This is a genomic window from Pseudomonas sp. AC247, assembly GCF_979258015.1.
In genome coordinates this window covers 5433931-5448662 of the sequence record NZ_OZ409829.1, presented here as the reverse complement: position 1 = coordinate 5448662, position 14732 = coordinate 5433931, and the positions used below count along the sequence as shown (strand labels likewise).

Genomic DNA, 14732 nt, shown 5'->3' with positions numbered 1-14732 from the left:
TAACAAGCGTGACAATCGAAATCCGACGAATAACACGACTTGTATACAATTTCGCAAGTTGCTGTTTTGTATGCGGAACTTAACCGATTTTCGCCGGTCTTTAACTACTTCGGACAGGCCGCTTTTGTGAAAAAGCGGCCTTTTTTGTGGGCGATTGAAATGCAAAAACGAAGAGATCGCAGCCTTCGGCAGCTCCTACAGTGATCCCTGTAGGAGCTGCCGAAGGCTGCGATCTTTTGATCTTGTGTTAAGCCGACTTGGCCATGATCAACCCGGTCTCGCTCGCCGCTTCCAACCGGATCGCAATGAACTTCGATGTCGGCGTATGGCTGCCATCCCCGGTGCTCTCCAGCGGCACCAGCGGGTTCACTTCCGGATAGTAAGCCGCTGCTTGCCCCGCCGGAATATCAAACGACAACAAGGTGAAGCCCTTCACCCGACGCTCGCGACCATCGTCCCACAGCGACACGATGTCAGCCTTCTGCCCCGGCCGGAAGCCCAGACGAATGATGTCCGCCTCGTTGGCGAACAACACATCACGCTGACCCTTCACCCCGCGATAACGATCGTCGAGGCCATAAATCGTCGTGTTGTACTGATCGTGGGAACGCATCGATTGCAGGATCAAATCCGGCAGTTGCCCGGTGGCGCGGGTGCGTTCGTGCACCAGATCCTTGGGCAGCATGTTCGCACGGAAATTGGCGCGGCCCGACGGCGTGTTCCACTTGCGCGCGCCGGCGCTGTTGCCGAGGTAGAAACCGCCCGGGTTTTTGATTTTCTCGTTGAACTCTTTGAAATTCGGAATGGTGTCGGCGATCAGTTCGCGAATGCGTCCGTAATCGGCTACCAGCCAATTCCAGTCCACCGGCTTGCTGCCCAAAGTGGCGGCAGCGATGCCGGCGATGATCGACGGCTCCGAACGCATCTGGTTCGACAGCGGCTGCAACTGGCCGTTGGAGGCGTGCACCATGCTGAACGAGTCTTCGACAGTGACGGCTTGCGGGCCTTCGGTCTGGATGTCGATGTCTGTACGACCGAGGCACGGCAGGATCAGCGCGTCTTTACCGTGCGCCAGGTGGCTGCGGTTGAGTTTGGTGCTGATCTGCACGGTCAGGTCGCAATTGCTCAGCGCTGCGAATGTACGCGGGCTGTCTGGCGTCGCTTGCGCGAAGTTGCCGCCCAGACCGATGAAAACTTTGGCGCGACCTTCGGCCATCGCATGGATCGCCTCGACCACGTTATGGCCGTTATGACGCGGCACCTTGAACTGGAAGCGACGCTCCAGCGAGTCGAGGAACGCCACCGGCGGACGCTCGTTGATGCCCATCGTCCGGTCGCCCTGTACGTTACTGTGACCGCGCACCGGGCACAGACCGGCACCCGGTCTGCCGATGTTGCCGCGCAGCAGCATCAGGTTGGATATTTCCTGGATGGTCGGCACCGAATGGCGATGCTGGGTGATGCCCATCGCCCAGCACATGATCACGTTTTTGCCTTTGGCGTACATGCGCGCGGCTTGCTCGATCTCGACCAGCGTCAGGCCGGATTGCTCGACGATCTGCTCCCACGATGTGTCGTCGACGACACCGAGATACTCCAGCACGTTGGCGCTGTGTTCATTGAGGAAGTCGTGATCGAACACGGCAGGTTCGCCAGCCTTTTGTGCGTCGCGTTCCCATTGCAGGAGAAACTTGGCCATGCCGCGCAGCACCGCCATGTCACCGCCGAGTGCCGGACGGAAATACGCGGTGTTGGTCGGCTTGTCGCCGTTGGTGAGCATTTCGATCGGGTGTTGCGGGTGCTGGAAACGCTCCAGTCCACGCTCTTTTAACGGATTGACGCACACCACTTGAGCACCGCGCTTCACCGCTTCACGCAACGGTTCGAGCATGCGCGGGTGGTTGGTGCCGGGGTTCTGGCCCCAGACAAAAATTGCATCGGCGTGCTCGAAATCGTCGAAGGTCACGGTGCCTTTGCCGACGCCAACGCTTTGTGCCAACGCGACACCGCTGGCCTCGTGACACATGTTCGAGCAATCCGGGAAGTTGTTGGTGCCGTAGGCGCGCACGAACAGCTGATACAGATACGCCGCCTCGTTGCTCGCGCGACCCGAGGTGTAGAACTCGGCCAGGTCCGGGCTCGGCAGACTCTGCAGGTGCCGTGCGATCAATGCGTAGGCATCGTCCCAGCTGATCGGCTTGTAGCGATCGCTTTCGGCATCGTAAACCATCGGCTCGGTCAGACGACCCTGATACTCCAGCCAGTAGTCGCTCTGCTCAAGCAGCGAGGTCACGCTGTGTTTGGCGAAGAACTTGGCGTCCACACGGCGCTTGGTCGCTTCCCAGTTCACCGCTTTCGCGCCGTTCTCGCAGAACTTGACCATGCCGCTTTCCGGCGAGTCGCCCCACGCGCAACCCGGGCAGTCGAAGCCGCCATTCTGGTTGGTCTTGAGCATCATGCGCAGGTTTTTCAGGGCGTTGTCGCTGGTCAACCAGGCCTGGGCCACACTGATCAGGGCACCCCAACCACCGGCGGCGCCTTTGTATGGCTTGTAGCGCGGGACAGGTTTTTGGTCGGCTTGATGATGTTGGCTCACGCTTGATTCTCCATCGCGGGGCTATACACCCGCGGCGCACTTTTCTGCGGCAGGTGGATGAGATTGAGGTTGTGTCGACGGGCCCATTGCACGGCAAGGCCCGTGGGCGCGGACAGGCTGACCAGGGTCTGGATGCCGGCGCGCAAGACTTTCTGGATCAATTCGAGGCTGCAACGACTGGTGACAATTGCCAGACCGCCGTTTGTGGATATCTTTTGCCGGATCAGGCCGCCGATCAGTTTGTCGAGGGCGTTGTGCCGGCCAATGTCTTCGCGACCGAGCAGCAACTCGCCGCTGGCATTCATGAATACGGCGGCGTGTACCGCGCCGCAGTACTGGCCTAAAGGTTGAAACGCGCTGATGCGCTGGCGCAGGCCGTCGAGCCAGGCGATCGGTGGCAACGGCGCACCGGGCAGGACTTTCAGCTCAGGCAATGCCTGTTCCACGGCCTCGACGCCACACAATCCGCAACCGCTGGTGCCGGCCATTTGCCGACGTTGTTGCTTGAGGTTCCAGAAGGCTCGGTTGGCGATGGTCACTTGCGCGTATTGCGCGGAGCCGGCGCCGGTCAATTGCAGGTCATAAATGTCGGTCGCGTCCCCGATGATGCCGCTGCCGAGGCTGAAGCCGACGATGAAATCTTCAAGGTCGGTCGGCGTTACCAGCATCACGGCCTGGCTGATGCCGTTGTAGGCGATCGCCAATGCGACTTCCTCGGCCAGCGCGGTGCTGGCCGATTCCTCACGGGGCAAATCGCTGTAGCTGTAGGTCTGGCTGGCGGCGGGCGCGGGCGTTTCAAGTGCAGGCGCCGCGCAGGCTGGGCGCTTGGCGTTCATGGCATCACCGACGGATTGATCAACGTTAAGACTAGGCGCGGCAAGTTGTCGCGTCTAATTGCTACTGTCGATCTATCGATAGATGCCGTCGATCAAGCGCCGCCTGGCGATTGTTGATAAAGCGCAAAACAGGCCTCGGCCAGCGCTGAACGCGGGGCGCCACGCCGCATGATCAGGCCCAGCGGGGCGAGGGTCTGCGCGTTTTCGATCGGTTGCAGACGCAGATGGTCGGTGAGTTTTTCCAGACCGCCGTCCAGCGGCATGATTGCGCAGCAGAATCCGCCGTGCACGGCTTGTAACAATTGATGCACCGCGTCGGTTTGCAGCAACGGCTGCGGGGTCAAGCCACGGCTGTGGAAGTTGTGGTCGATGGACTGACGAAAATGCATGCCGCTGGTGAGCATGCCTAACGGCAATTCGATCAGCGCTTGCCAGCTCAACGGCGCCTCGCCAAAGGTGAAGGTGCGCTGGTCGTAGAGCAGGCCCATGCGGGTTTCGCTGAACGCGTGCGATTCGAAGCGTTCGTTATCCAGCCGATCCAGATAGGACACGCCAATGTCGATGCGATTGTTGGCCAACTGTTCGAGGATCTGCTCGGAACTCAATGCCGACATTTCAAAGCGCAGGTTCGGGTGCGCGGCGTGCAGGCGTTGCAGCAATGGCAGCGGATCGAAGCTCGACAGCGGCACCACCCCGAGACGCAACGTGCCGATGAGGTTGCCGCGACAGGCCGCGGCTTCTGCGTGCAAGCCGTCGTAAGCGGCCATTACCGAACGCGCCCACGCCAGCACGCGCTCGCCGGGCGCGGTGAAACCTTCGAAGCGCTGGCCACGGTTGACCAGTGGCAGATCGAGTTCTTCTTCAAGGTTGCGCAGGCGCATCGACAGGGTTGGCTGGGTGATGTGGCAACGCGCGGCGGCCTGGCCGAAGTGGCGGGTTTCGTCGAGGGCGATGAGGAATTTCAGCTGCTTGATGTCCATCTTCACTCCGGGGGGCTGGCAGGGGTAGGCGATTCTACCGCCTGGCGCCCGGCAGGGTCATTGGTCGGCCAGGAACCGGGTTTGTCCGGCGTGGTCTAGGCTTGGACGTCTGGAACCCAAATCAAGGAGTGTGCGCTATGAGTCTTTTGAGCTTTGTGAAAGAAGCCGGTGAAAAGCTGATCGATCTGCTGACCCCAGGCAACGCCAATGCCAGTGAGCAATTGAAGGAGCACATCAGCAAGGTCGGGCTGGGCAATCCGAATGTGCAGGCGACTGTCGACGGCGACAAGGTCACCGTGACCGGTGAGGTGGCGAGCCAGGAAGAGAAAGAGAAGATTCTGCTGGCCGTGGGCAATATTGAAGGCGTGGGCAGCGTTGATGATCAGATTACGGTGACCGGGCCAGTGGTCGCAGCTGCACGTTTTGTCGTGGTGAAGAAAGGCGATACGCTCAGCGCAATTTCGCTGGCGGTCTACGGCAACGCCAATCAATACAACAAGATCTTTGAGGCCAACAAACCGCTGCTCAAGGACGTCAACAAAATCTACCCAGGCCAGACACTGCGTATCCCTGAATAACCCGCAAACCTGTAGGAGCTGCCGCAGGCTGCGATCTTTTGATCTTGCGGTTTAAAAATCAACAGATCGCAGCCTGCGGCAGCTCCTATACGGGATCAGAGGTTGGCGATCAGGTCGCGGTAATCCTCGACGGCGGCAAACTCGGCGGTGTCCCTCGGTCCTTTGCGGCTGTCGGGCTGTCTGACTGCCAGCAAATGCGCCACACCAAAATCCCGCGCGCTGCGCAAGATCGGCAAGGTGTCGTCGATAAACAGGCTGCGGGCCGGATCAAAACCGATGTCCGCTTGCAAGGCATCCCAGAACTGCGGATTCTCTTTTGGGAAACCGTAATCATGCGAGCTGATCAGCCGCTCGAAGTACGGCGCCAGTTCTATCCGCTCCAGTTTCAGCGACAACGAATCGCGGTGCGCATTGGTGATCATGATCACCCGTTTGCCGGCCCGTTTGATCGCCTCGAGAAAGGTGTCGGCATCCGGCCGCAAGGCGATCAGGTGTGCGGTCTCCTGCTTCAACTCGCGCACTGACAGCTTCAGTTCAGTGCTCCAGAAATCCAGGCAATACCACTGCAACTGGCCGGCATGACGCTGGAACAGCGGCTGTAATTCCATGTCGGCCATCGCCCGGCTGACCCCGTGCAGTTCGGCGTAGCGCTGGGGCAGGTGTTCCAGCCAGAAATGGTTGTCGAAGTGCAGATCCAGCAGCGTGCCGTCCATGTCCAGCAGGACGGTATCGATGTCGGACCAGGGTAAAGAAGGCATGGCAACGTCTCGAGCGGTAGAAAGATATCCGACGTAAACAATCGGGAAAGCCGCGTTATAGTAGCGCGTTCACGCCAAGGAGCTTTGCATGCGCCAGAAACCTACCGTACTCGCCCGCGAGATCGTCGCCACCAGTCGTCTGTTTTGCGTTGAAGAGCTGAAACTGCGTTTTTCCAATGGCGTGGAGCGCACCTACGAACGATTGGTCGGCAAGGGCGCCGGCTACGGCGCGGTGATGATCGTGGCGATGCTCGATGCCGAACACGCGGTGTTGGTCGAGGAATACTGCGGTGGGACTGACGAGTATGAGCTGTCATTGCCTAAAGGTTTGATCGAGCCGGGCGAAGATGTACTGGCGGCGGCCGAGCGCGAGCTCAAGGAAGAAGCCGGTTTTGGCGCGCGACAACTGGAACATCTGACCGAGCTGTCGTTGTCGCCCGGTTACATGAGCCAGAAGATCCAAGTGGTGCTGGCCACCGATTTGTATGAAGAGCGCCTGGAAGGGGATGAGCCGGAGCCGATGCGGGTCGACAAGGTCAACCTGCGCGACTTGTCGATGCTGGCGCAGAACCCGCAATTCTCCGAAGGCCGCGCACTGGCGGCGCTTTATTTGACCCGTGACCTGCTGACCCAGCGCGGGTTCTTTCAGTTATGAGTGAGATGTCGATGAACTTTCCCCATCCGTTGATGGCGCCGGTGGTTGCGCTGGCATTGCAGGCAGGCGACGCGATTCTGCCGTTCTGGCGCGCAGGCGTCGAAGTCACGGCCAAGTCCGATGACTCGCCGGTGACCGCTGCCGACCTGGCGGCACACCATGTGATCGTGGCGGGCCTGACGGCGCTGGACCCAAGCATTCCGGTGCTGTCGGAAGAAGACGCCAACATCGCGCAGAACGTGCGCGCCGGATGGCAGCGCTGGTGGCTGGTGGATCCGCTGGATGGCACCAAGGAGTTCATCAGTGGCAGTGAAGAATTTACCGTCAACATCGCGCTGATTGAAAACGGTCAGGTGGTATTTGGCGTGGTGTCGATGCCCACCAACGGTCGTTTCTATGTCGGTGGTGCGGGTCTCGGCGCATGGCGTTGCGACAAGGACGGCACGCCGGTTTCGATTCAGGTGCGTGACGTGCCTGGGCCGGGTGAGGCGTTTACGGTCGTCGCCAGCCGCCGGCATTCCAGCCCTGAGCAGGAGCGTTTGCTCGCCGGCCTGAGCGCCAGCCTGGGTGAATTGCAGTTGACGAGCATTGGTAGCTCGCTGAAGTTTTGCCTGTTGGCGGAAGGGGCGGCCGATTGCTATCCGCGACTGGCGCCGACTTCGCAGTGGGACACGGCGGCGGCGCAGGGTGTGCTCGAAGGCGCGGGCGGTGCGGTGCTGGATCTGAGCGGTGCAGCGTTCTGCTATCCGCCGCGGGAATCGCTGCTGAATACGTCGTTCCTGGCATTGCCGGCGAAGGCTGCGTGGCGTGCGAAGTTGCTGGAACTCGCGCGCGGTTAAGATCAAAGATCGCAGCCTTCGGCACGTTCCTGTAGGAGCTGCCGCAGGCTGCGATCTTTTGCTTTAACGGTGCAACACGTACTGCCCCGTAAACGTCACCGCATCGATATCACTCCCGGCATTGACGATCCGCGTCTGTAGCACCAACCGCGCCCGCCCATACCGCTGATACATTGCCAAAAACCGTTTCCACATCACCGCATCGGGCGCCGGGCAAATCGCCGTGGCATCGCCCGTCACCGGCAACGGATAACTGATCTGCCCCTCCTGAATCACGATGTGCCCGTCCTCGATCCCCGCTTCCTTCAAGCGCAAATGCAGCCAGCCCCAGCCGGCCAGCACCGCGCCGCAGTAGAGGCTGCCGCCAAACATGGTGCTCTTGTGATTGACGTTGCGGTCCAGCGGCAAATGCAGGCTCAACTGCTGATCACGCCAGTCGAGCACCTTGAGGCCCATGTCCCGGGTCAGCGGGATGTCATGGTGCAGAATGGCTTCCAGAGCGTCGCTGCTGGTGCTCATTCGTTCTCCTCCCCATGGCTGCTGTCGCCGAAGTTCAGGCCGTGCTTGCGCAGTTTGTCGTGCAGGGTCTTGCGCGGAATCCCCAGCGCCTCGGCGAGGCTGCGCACCGAGCTGTGGGAGCGCGCCAGTTCGGCCGCGATCAACGACTTTTCGAAGTTTTCCACTTGCTCGCTGAGGCCCCCATTGATGACCTGCACGGTGCTGGCGCCATGGCCATCGGCGTCACTGTTGTCCAGCGCCAGTTCCAGGCCGAGGGCGAAACGTTCGGCAGCATTTTGCAGTTCACGCACGTTGCCAGGCCAGGTGTGACGCAACAGCAGGGCGCGTTGTGCCGGTTGCAGCTCGTGGGGCGGCAGGCCGTGGCGAGCGCTGGCTTCGTCGGCGTAATGCTGGAACAGCACCAGTGCGTCTTCGCCGCGTTCGCGCAGCGGCGGAATGCGCAGCGGCGCGACGTTGAGGCGGTAATACAAGTCGGCGCGGAAGCGCCCCTGGTCGGCAGCCTGGCGCAGGTCTTCCTTGGTCGCGGCGATGACGCGGATGTCCAGCGGGATCAGCTGATTGCCACCCAGCCGTTCGACGACGCGCTCCTGCAACATGCGCAGCAGTTTTACCTGCACGTCCATGCTCATGCTTTCGATTTCATCGAGAAACAGCGTGCCGCCATTGGCGAATTCGAACTTGCCGATCCGGCGTTTTTGCGCGCCAGTGAATGCGCCGGGCTCGTGGCCGAACAACTCGCTTTCCACCACGGATTCGGCCAGCGCACCGGCGTTGATCGCCACGAACGGGCCGTTACGCCGGCTCGACAGATCATGCAGAGCGCGGGCGACGACTTCTTTGCCGGCACCGGTTTCACCGAGGATCAGCACGTCAGCCTTGGTCGCGGCCAGCGCGCCGATCTGCTCGCGCAGGCGCAGCATCGGCGTTGAATGACCGACCAGCCGCGCGCTCAACTCATTACGATCGCTCAAGGCCAGACGCAGGCTGCGGTTGTCCAGCACCAGCCGGCGCAGGGCCAGCGCGCGGCGCACGCTGTCGAGCAGCGCGTCGCTGGCAAAGGGCTTTTCGAGGAAGTCATAAGCACCGGCGCGCATCGCCTGCACCGCCAGCGGCACGTCGCCGTGGCCGGTGATCAGCAACACCGGCAACTCCGGATCCTGGGCGTGCAATTGGCTGAGCAGTTCCAGGCCGTCCATGCCCGGCATGCGGATATCGCTGACCACCACGCCCGGCCAGTCACGCTCCAGTTGCCCGGCCAGACCTTTGGCTTCGGACAGCGGCAGGATTTTCAGGCCAGCCAGATCCAGGGTTTGCCCGAGGGCCTGACGCAGGTGCGGATCGTCGTCGATCAACACCACCTGAATGCGATTGTCGATGGTCATGCACTTCGATCCTCGGACGGTTGCAGGCTGACCCCGGGCGCACCGGCGCGCAGCCGCAGGGTGATCAAGGCGCCGCCTTGCTTGTGGTTGGCGAACGACAATTCACCGCCGAAGGCGCGCATCAGCGTTTCACAGATGGCCAGGCCCAAACCGAGGCCCTGCGTGCGCGTCTTGGTGGTGTAGAAAGGCTCGCTGGCGCGGCCGAGGGCTTCCATGCAGAACCCCGGGCCGTTGTCGCGAATGTACAGATTGACGCCCTCGGCGGTGGATTCGGCACTCAGCCACAATTTGCGCGGCGGGCCTTTTTCGGTGAGGGCGTCGAGGGCGTTGGCGAGCAGGTTGCCGAGGACTTGGCGCAGTCGGGTTTCCCCGGCCTCGACCCACAGGGTGGCGGCCGGCAGATCGCGGATCAGTTCGACTTCCATGCTTCGGCGTCGTTTGGCCAACAGTGCCAGCGCATCGTCCAGCGCCGGCTGCAGGGCGACGCTTTCCGGGGCGTGGCGATCGCGGCGGGCGAAAGCGCGCAAGTGGGCGATGATCGAGGCCATGCGCCCGGTCAGTTCGCTGATCAACTTGAGGTTGCCGCGCGCGTCGTCGGTGCGTTGATGATCGAGCAGCACCTCGGCGTTCTCCGCGTAGCTGCGGATCGCTGCCAGCGGCTGATTGAGTTCGTGGCTGATGCTCGCCGACATCGTCCCCAGTGCCGACAGTTTGCCCGCCTGCACCAAATCATCCTGGGCGCGGACCAACTCCTGCTGCGCCGTTTCGCGCTCGAGCACTTCCTGTTTCAAGCGCCGGTTGAGGCCTTCGAGATCGCTGGTGCGCTCGGCGACGCGGCCTTCCAGCTCACGGCGCGCCTTGGCCTCGAACGCGATGCGTTCCAGGTAGTGGCGGCGGCGTTGCATCATCAAACCGAGCAGCAACATCACCACCAGCAGCGTGGCGCCGCCGATGGCCACCACCGTGCGCACCGGGCGGTCGATCAGCGTACGCGGGGCGAGGATGCTCACGCTCCAGCCGGTTTCGGCAATGTCGTGGGTCTGGGTCAGCCATGCGCTGGGGCTGAGGTTCAGCGGCCGTGGTTCGCGGGTCGGGTAGGGCTGGATCGCAGTGATCGCGGAGCGCTCGGCATCGCTCAGGATGCGGGTCGAGCGGAAGCGCCATTCCGGGCGTGACGTGAGGATGACCACGCCGTTGTGATCCGTGACCAGCAATTGTTCGGGGGTTTTGCCCCACAGACTTTCGGTGTGGTCGAGGTCGACCTTGATCACCAGCACGCCGACGATTTTTTCGCCATTGCGCACGGCGGCGGCAAAGAAATAACCGCGTTTGGCAGACGTTGTACCGAGACCGAAGAAGCGCCCCAGGCGCCCGGCCATGGCTTCGCTGAAATACGGCCGGAAGGAGAAATTGCGCCCGACAAAGCTGTCATGTTTGTCCCAATTCGACGCCGCCAGCGTCTGGCCGCTGGTGTCCATCAGGTACATGACTTCGGCGCCGGTCTGTGCCGAGATGTTTTTCAGCAGACGGTTGGCATTGCCCTGCGTGACGCCATCGTCCGGCGCCCCGAGCACGGCGCGCAGGGCCGGCAGGTCGCCGAGGATTTGCGGCAACACTTCATAGCGATGCAGGGTGCCCAGCAGGTTGGCGACGTACAGGTCGAGGGTCTGGCGGTTCTGGCCGGCCAGCTCACTGCGGTAATACCGTTCGGCGAGGTGTTCCAGCGGCCACAGCAGCGGCGCCAGACACAGCGCCAGCAGGGCGAGGCTGCGCCAGCGAGGTCTGCGGGGAAGGGTTGGTTTCATGAGCCGGATGCGCCTGGGGTGACAGGCGCATTATGCCTAGGCTCAGGCGAAGACGTCAGCGTCCTTGAACAACGCGGCAGCCTGATCCTTGGCCGACAACTTCGGCGCTTCGTCCAGCTGCCAGTCGATGCCCAGCGCAGGGTCATCCCAGCGAATGCTGCGCTCGGACGCTGGGTCATAGTAATTGGTGGTCTTGTAGAGGAATTCGGCGAACTCGCTCAGCACCACGAAACCATGGGCGAAACCTTCCGGTACCCACAGTTGGCGATGGTTTTCAGCCGACAGGCGCACGGCCACAGACTTGCCGAAATGCGGCGAACTGCGACGAATGTCCACGGCCACATCGAGCACTTCACCGACGGTGACGCGGACCAGTTTGCCCTGAGTGTTTTGCAACTGGTAATGCAGGCCACGCAATACGCCTTTTTGCGAGCGCGAGTGGTTGTCCTGGACGAACTGCGTGTCCAGACCCGTGGCGTCCTGGAACGCCTTGGCGTTGAAACTCTCGTAGAAGAAACCGCGCTCGTCACCAAAAACCTTGGGTTCGATGATCAGAACACCGGGCAGATCGGTGGTGATTACATTCATGAGGATTTCCATAGGCAGGTGTGAATGGCCGACATTCTTGCGCAAAGTGCCGGAGGGCGCGAGTGTTCAGATACAAATATCCGTCTGTGCTGTAACAACCGTTAGGGGTTGCGTCTCGTCAGCAGCAATGGCGATATAAGCGCCTAATAAAATTTCAGGGGTCGTTTCATGCCGCTCGCCACGTTGATTCATCGCGCCAGTTTGCCCAGTCCGCAGGTTTCTGCAGAGCAGGCCCAGCAATGGCTGGCAGAACATTACGGGCTCAGCGGTACGTTGCAGGCGCTCGGCAGTCAGCAGGATCTGAATTATCGCGTCGACAGCCCGCGTGGCCGGTTCGTGCTGAAAATCTGCCGTGGCGATTACGCGCTTGTCGAGTTGCAGGCCCAGCATGCGGGCCTGAAGTTTCTGGCCGAGCATTCGGCGGTGAAGGTGCCACGGGTGATCGCGGCCAATAGCGGCGCCGATCTGCTGTCGCTGCACGTCGGCGGTGAAGCGGTGCATGTGCGCCTGCTCGATTACATCGAGGGCCAGTCGTTGACCCATCTCGATCATCTGGGCCAGGCGGTGGTGGCCGGGTTTGGTCGACTCTGCGGTGAGATGGACCTGGCGCTGGCCGGCTTCGACCATCCGGGGCTGGAGCGCACGCTGCAATGGGATGCGCGCCACGCCAGTGCGCTGATCAGTCATTTGCTGCCGGTCATCAAGGATGAACGTCAGCGGGCATTGATCGCCGCGGCGGCCGAACAGGCCGAGCGACGTTTGCAGCCGTTGCTCGACACGTTGCCGGTGCAGGCGATCCACATGGACATCACCGATGACAATGCGGTGTGGGCGCGCGATGCCGGGCGTCACTGGCAGTTGCAGGGGGTGATCGATTTCGGCGATCTGGTGCGCACCTGGCGCATTACCGATTTGTCGGTGACCTGCGCCGCGTTGCTGCATCACGCGGGCGGCGATCCATTTGTCATCCTGCCGGCCGTGCAGGCGTATCACGCGGTCAACCCGCTGCAACACGAAGAATTGCAGGCGCTTTGGCCATTGATCGTCGCGCGTGCGGCGGTGCTGGTGCTCAGTGGCGAGCAGCAGGTCAGCATCGATCCCTCGAATACCTACAGCCGCGACAACCTCAGCCATGAGTGGGAAATTTTCCGCGTGGCCACGTCGGTGCCACTGGCGCTGATGGAAGCGGCGATTCTTACCGCTGTCGGCCACGCCTTGCCGGCGATCGACAGCGAAGGCTTTGCGCCATTGTTGCCGGGTCTGGTCGGGCGTGAATTTGCGCTGATTGATCTTGGTGTTCTGAGCCCGCATTTCGAGGCCGGTAATTGGGAGCAGGAGGGCATCGATCAGCGGCTGTTGAACGAGGCGGCGGCCGCCCATGGTTTGGCGGCGAGCCGTTATGGTCAGTACCGTTTGTCGCGCACGCGTGTCGACAGCGCCGATGAGCCGGACACATTCCCGCTGCACGTCGAATTGCTTGTGCCGAATGGCACTGCTGTGGAGTCGCCGTTCGCGGGCGTGGTGCATCAGGCGCCTGATGGCGCGCTGCAACTCGACGGCCCGCAGCTCAGCGTTCGCCTGTGGGGCGTGACACCTTCGCTGCACAGTGGCGCGGCGCTGGTCAAAGGCCAGGTGCTGGGCGCGGTCAGCGGGCCTTTGCGTGTGCAGTTGTGCCGAGGCGCGCAACTCAATGCGCCGCTGTTTTGCACGCCATCCCATGCGCCGGCATGGCAGGCACTGTGTCCATCGCCTGCTGCGTTGCTGGGGCTGGCCTGTGATGCCGAGCCGGAGCTGGATGGTAAAACCCTGCTGCAACGGCGCGAGGCCAGTTTTGCCCGCACGCAAAAACACTATTACGTCGATCCGCCGCGCATCGAACGCGGCTGGCGCAATCACCTGATCGACATGCAGGGCCGCTCCTATCTGGACATGCTCAACAACGTCGCGGTGCTCGGTCACGGCCACCCGCGCATGGCGGCGGTCGCGGCACGGCAGTGGTCGTTGCTCAACACCAACTCGCGGTTCAACTATGCAGCGGTCGCCGAGTTTTCCGAACGCCTGCTGAAACTGGCGCCGGAAGGCATGGACCGGGTGTTTCTGGTCAACAGCGGCAGCGAGGCCAATGACCTGGCGATTCGTCTGGCGTGGGCGTACAGCGGCGGTCGCGACATGCTCAGCGTGCTTGAGGCCTATCACGGCTGGACGGTCGGTGCCGATGCGGTCTCGACGTCGATTGCCGACAACCCGAAAGCTCTGGAAAGTCGCCCGGACTGGGTACACCCCGTGACGGCGCCGAACACCTATCGCGGTGAATTCCGTGGCCTCGATTCGGCGCCGGATTACGTGCACAGCGTTGAGCATCAGTTGCAACAGCTCGCTGAGCAAAAACGCCAATTGGCCGGGTTTATCTGCGAGCCGGTGTACGGCAATGCCGGTGGCATCTCGCTGCCGCCGGGTTATCTGCAACAGGTGTATGCCTTGGTGCGCGCGCAGGGCGGGGTGTGCATTGCCGACGAAGTACAGGTCGGTTATGGGCGCATGGGCCACTTCTTCTGGGGCTTTGAAGATCAGGGCGTGGTGCCGGACATCATCACCATGGCCAAAGGCATGGGCAACGGCCAGCCACTCGGTGCGGTGATTACCCGCCGGGAGATCGCCGAGGCGCTGGAGGCCGAGGGTTATTTCTTCTCGTCGGCGGGTGGCAGTCCGGTCAGTTGCCAGATCGGCATGGCGGTGCTCGATGTCATGGAGGAAGAAAAACTCTGGGAGAACGCGCAGGTGGTCGGTGGCCACTTCAAGGCGCGGCTCGAAGCGCTGATCGATAAACATCCGCTGGTGGGCGCGGTGCATGGTTCCGGGTTTTATCTGGGGCTTGAGCTGATCCGTAATCGCGAGACATTGGAGGCGGCGACCGAGGAGACCGCCGTGCTCTGCGATCGCCTGCGCGAGCTGGGGATCTTCATGCAGCCGACCGGCGATGATCTGAACATTCTCAAGATCAAGCCGCCGATGGTGACGTCGCGCCGCAGTGTCGACTTCTTCGTCGACATGCTGGATCGGGTGCTCACCGAGGGCCTCTGACACTCACCCCATGTAGGAGCTGCCGAAGGCTGCGATCTTTTGATCTTGTCTTTCAATAGCAAAATCAAGAGATCGCAGCCTTCGGCAGCTCCTACATGGGTACGGTTGTAATTCG

At 61.8% G+C, this 14732-nt stretch carries 12 protein-coding genes; 4 read left to right on the top strand and 8 right to left on the bottom strand.

Going from position 1 to position 14732, the window contains the following annotated elements:
* Positions 1-247 precede the first annotated feature (247 nt).
* The 3 genes from ACZZ0B_RS24715 to ACZZ0B_RS24705 all read right to left on the bottom strand — a co-directional run bounded on the left by ACZZ0B_RS24715 (position 248) and on the right by ACZZ0B_RS24705 (position 4412).
* Positions 248-2596, bottom strand: a complete 2349-nt coding sequence (locus ACZZ0B_RS24715) for an FdhF/YdeP family oxidoreductase (protein ID WP_463546437.1) — start codon at positions 2594-2596, stop codon at positions 248-250.
* Complete coding sequence (fdhD, locus tag ACZZ0B_RS24710; protein WP_463546436.1) at positions 2593-3432, bottom strand: formate dehydrogenase accessory sulfurtransferase FdhD; 840 nt, start codon at positions 3430-3432, stop codon at positions 2593-2595. Before fdhD ends, ACZZ0B_RS24715 begins: the two co-directional genes overlap by 4 nt.
* A gap of 92 nt (positions 3433-3524) precedes the next feature.
* Positions 3525-4412, bottom strand: a complete 888-nt coding sequence (locus tag ACZZ0B_RS24705; protein WP_008080500.1) for a LysR family transcriptional regulator — start codon at positions 4410-4412, stop codon at positions 3525-3527.
* Positions 4413-4549: 137 nt separating this feature from the next.
* Between ACZZ0B_RS24705 and lysM the strand changes: the two genes are divergently transcribed.
* A complete protein-coding gene (lysM, locus tag ACZZ0B_RS24700; RefSeq protein WP_008080501.1) occupies positions 4550-4990 on the top strand; it encodes a peptidoglycan-binding protein LysM in 441 nt (146 codons plus the stop codon).
* A gap of 95 nt (positions 4991-5085) precedes the next feature.
* Here lysM and yrfG read toward each other — a convergent pair whose 3' ends face one another.
* Entirely contained in the window at positions 5086-5748 is a 663-nt protein-coding gene (gene yrfG, locus ACZZ0B_RS24695) for a GMP/IMP nucleotidase (protein WP_008080502.1), read from the bottom strand.
* Between the two features lie 88 nt (positions 5749-5836).
* Here yrfG and nudE point away from each other — a divergent pair, with 88 nt between their 5' ends.
* Entirely contained in the window at positions 5837-6403 is a 567-nt protein-coding gene (gene nudE, locus ACZZ0B_RS24690) for an ADP compounds hydrolase NudE (RefSeq protein WP_008080503.1), read from the top strand.
* Positions 6404-6414: 11 nt separating this feature from the next.
* Entirely contained in the window at positions 6415-7242 is an 828-nt protein-coding gene (gene cysQ / locus ACZZ0B_RS24685; protein WP_463546435.1) for a 3'(2'),5'-bisphosphate nucleotidase CysQ, read from the top strand.
* A 63-nt stretch (positions 7243-7305) separates the two neighbouring features.
* On the opposite strand, the gene ACZZ0B_RS24680 is transcribed toward cysQ, so the two are convergent.
* From ACZZ0B_RS24680 to rfbC, 4 genes are read right to left on the bottom strand one after another with little or no spacing between them, the layout of a single operon-like run.
* Positions 7306-7761: a thioesterase domain-containing protein gene (locus ACZZ0B_RS24680; RefSeq protein WP_440094809.1), complete on the bottom strand. Its 456-nt coding sequence runs from the start codon at positions 7759-7761 to the stop codon at positions 7306-7308.
* Positions 7758-9143 (bottom strand): sigma-54-dependent transcriptional regulator, encoded by a 1386-nt coding sequence (locus ACZZ0B_RS24675; protein WP_158830498.1) that lies wholly within the window; start codon positions 9141-9143, stop codon positions 7758-7760. The genes ACZZ0B_RS24680 and ACZZ0B_RS24675 overlap by 4 nt, the downstream gene beginning before the upstream one ends.
* Complete coding sequence (locus tag ACZZ0B_RS24670; RefSeq protein WP_158830497.1) at positions 9140-10948, bottom strand: sensor histidine kinase; 1809 nt, start codon at positions 10946-10948, stop codon at positions 9140-9142. Before ACZZ0B_RS24670 ends, ACZZ0B_RS24675 begins: the two co-directional genes overlap by 4 nt.
* A gap of 42 nt (positions 10949-10990) precedes the next feature.
* Entirely contained in the window at positions 10991-11536 is a 546-nt protein-coding gene (gene rfbC, locus ACZZ0B_RS24665) for a dTDP-4-dehydrorhamnose 3,5-epimerase (RefSeq protein WP_008080508.1), read from the bottom strand.
* 168 nt (positions 11537-11704) lie between these two features.
* On the opposite strand from rfbC, the gene ACZZ0B_RS24660 reads away from it, so the two are divergent.
* Positions 11705-14617 (top strand): aminotransferase, encoded by a 2913-nt coding sequence (locus ACZZ0B_RS24660; protein ID WP_463546434.1) that lies wholly within the window; start codon positions 11705-11707, stop codon positions 14615-14617.
* Positions 14618-14732: the final 115 nt, after the last annotated feature.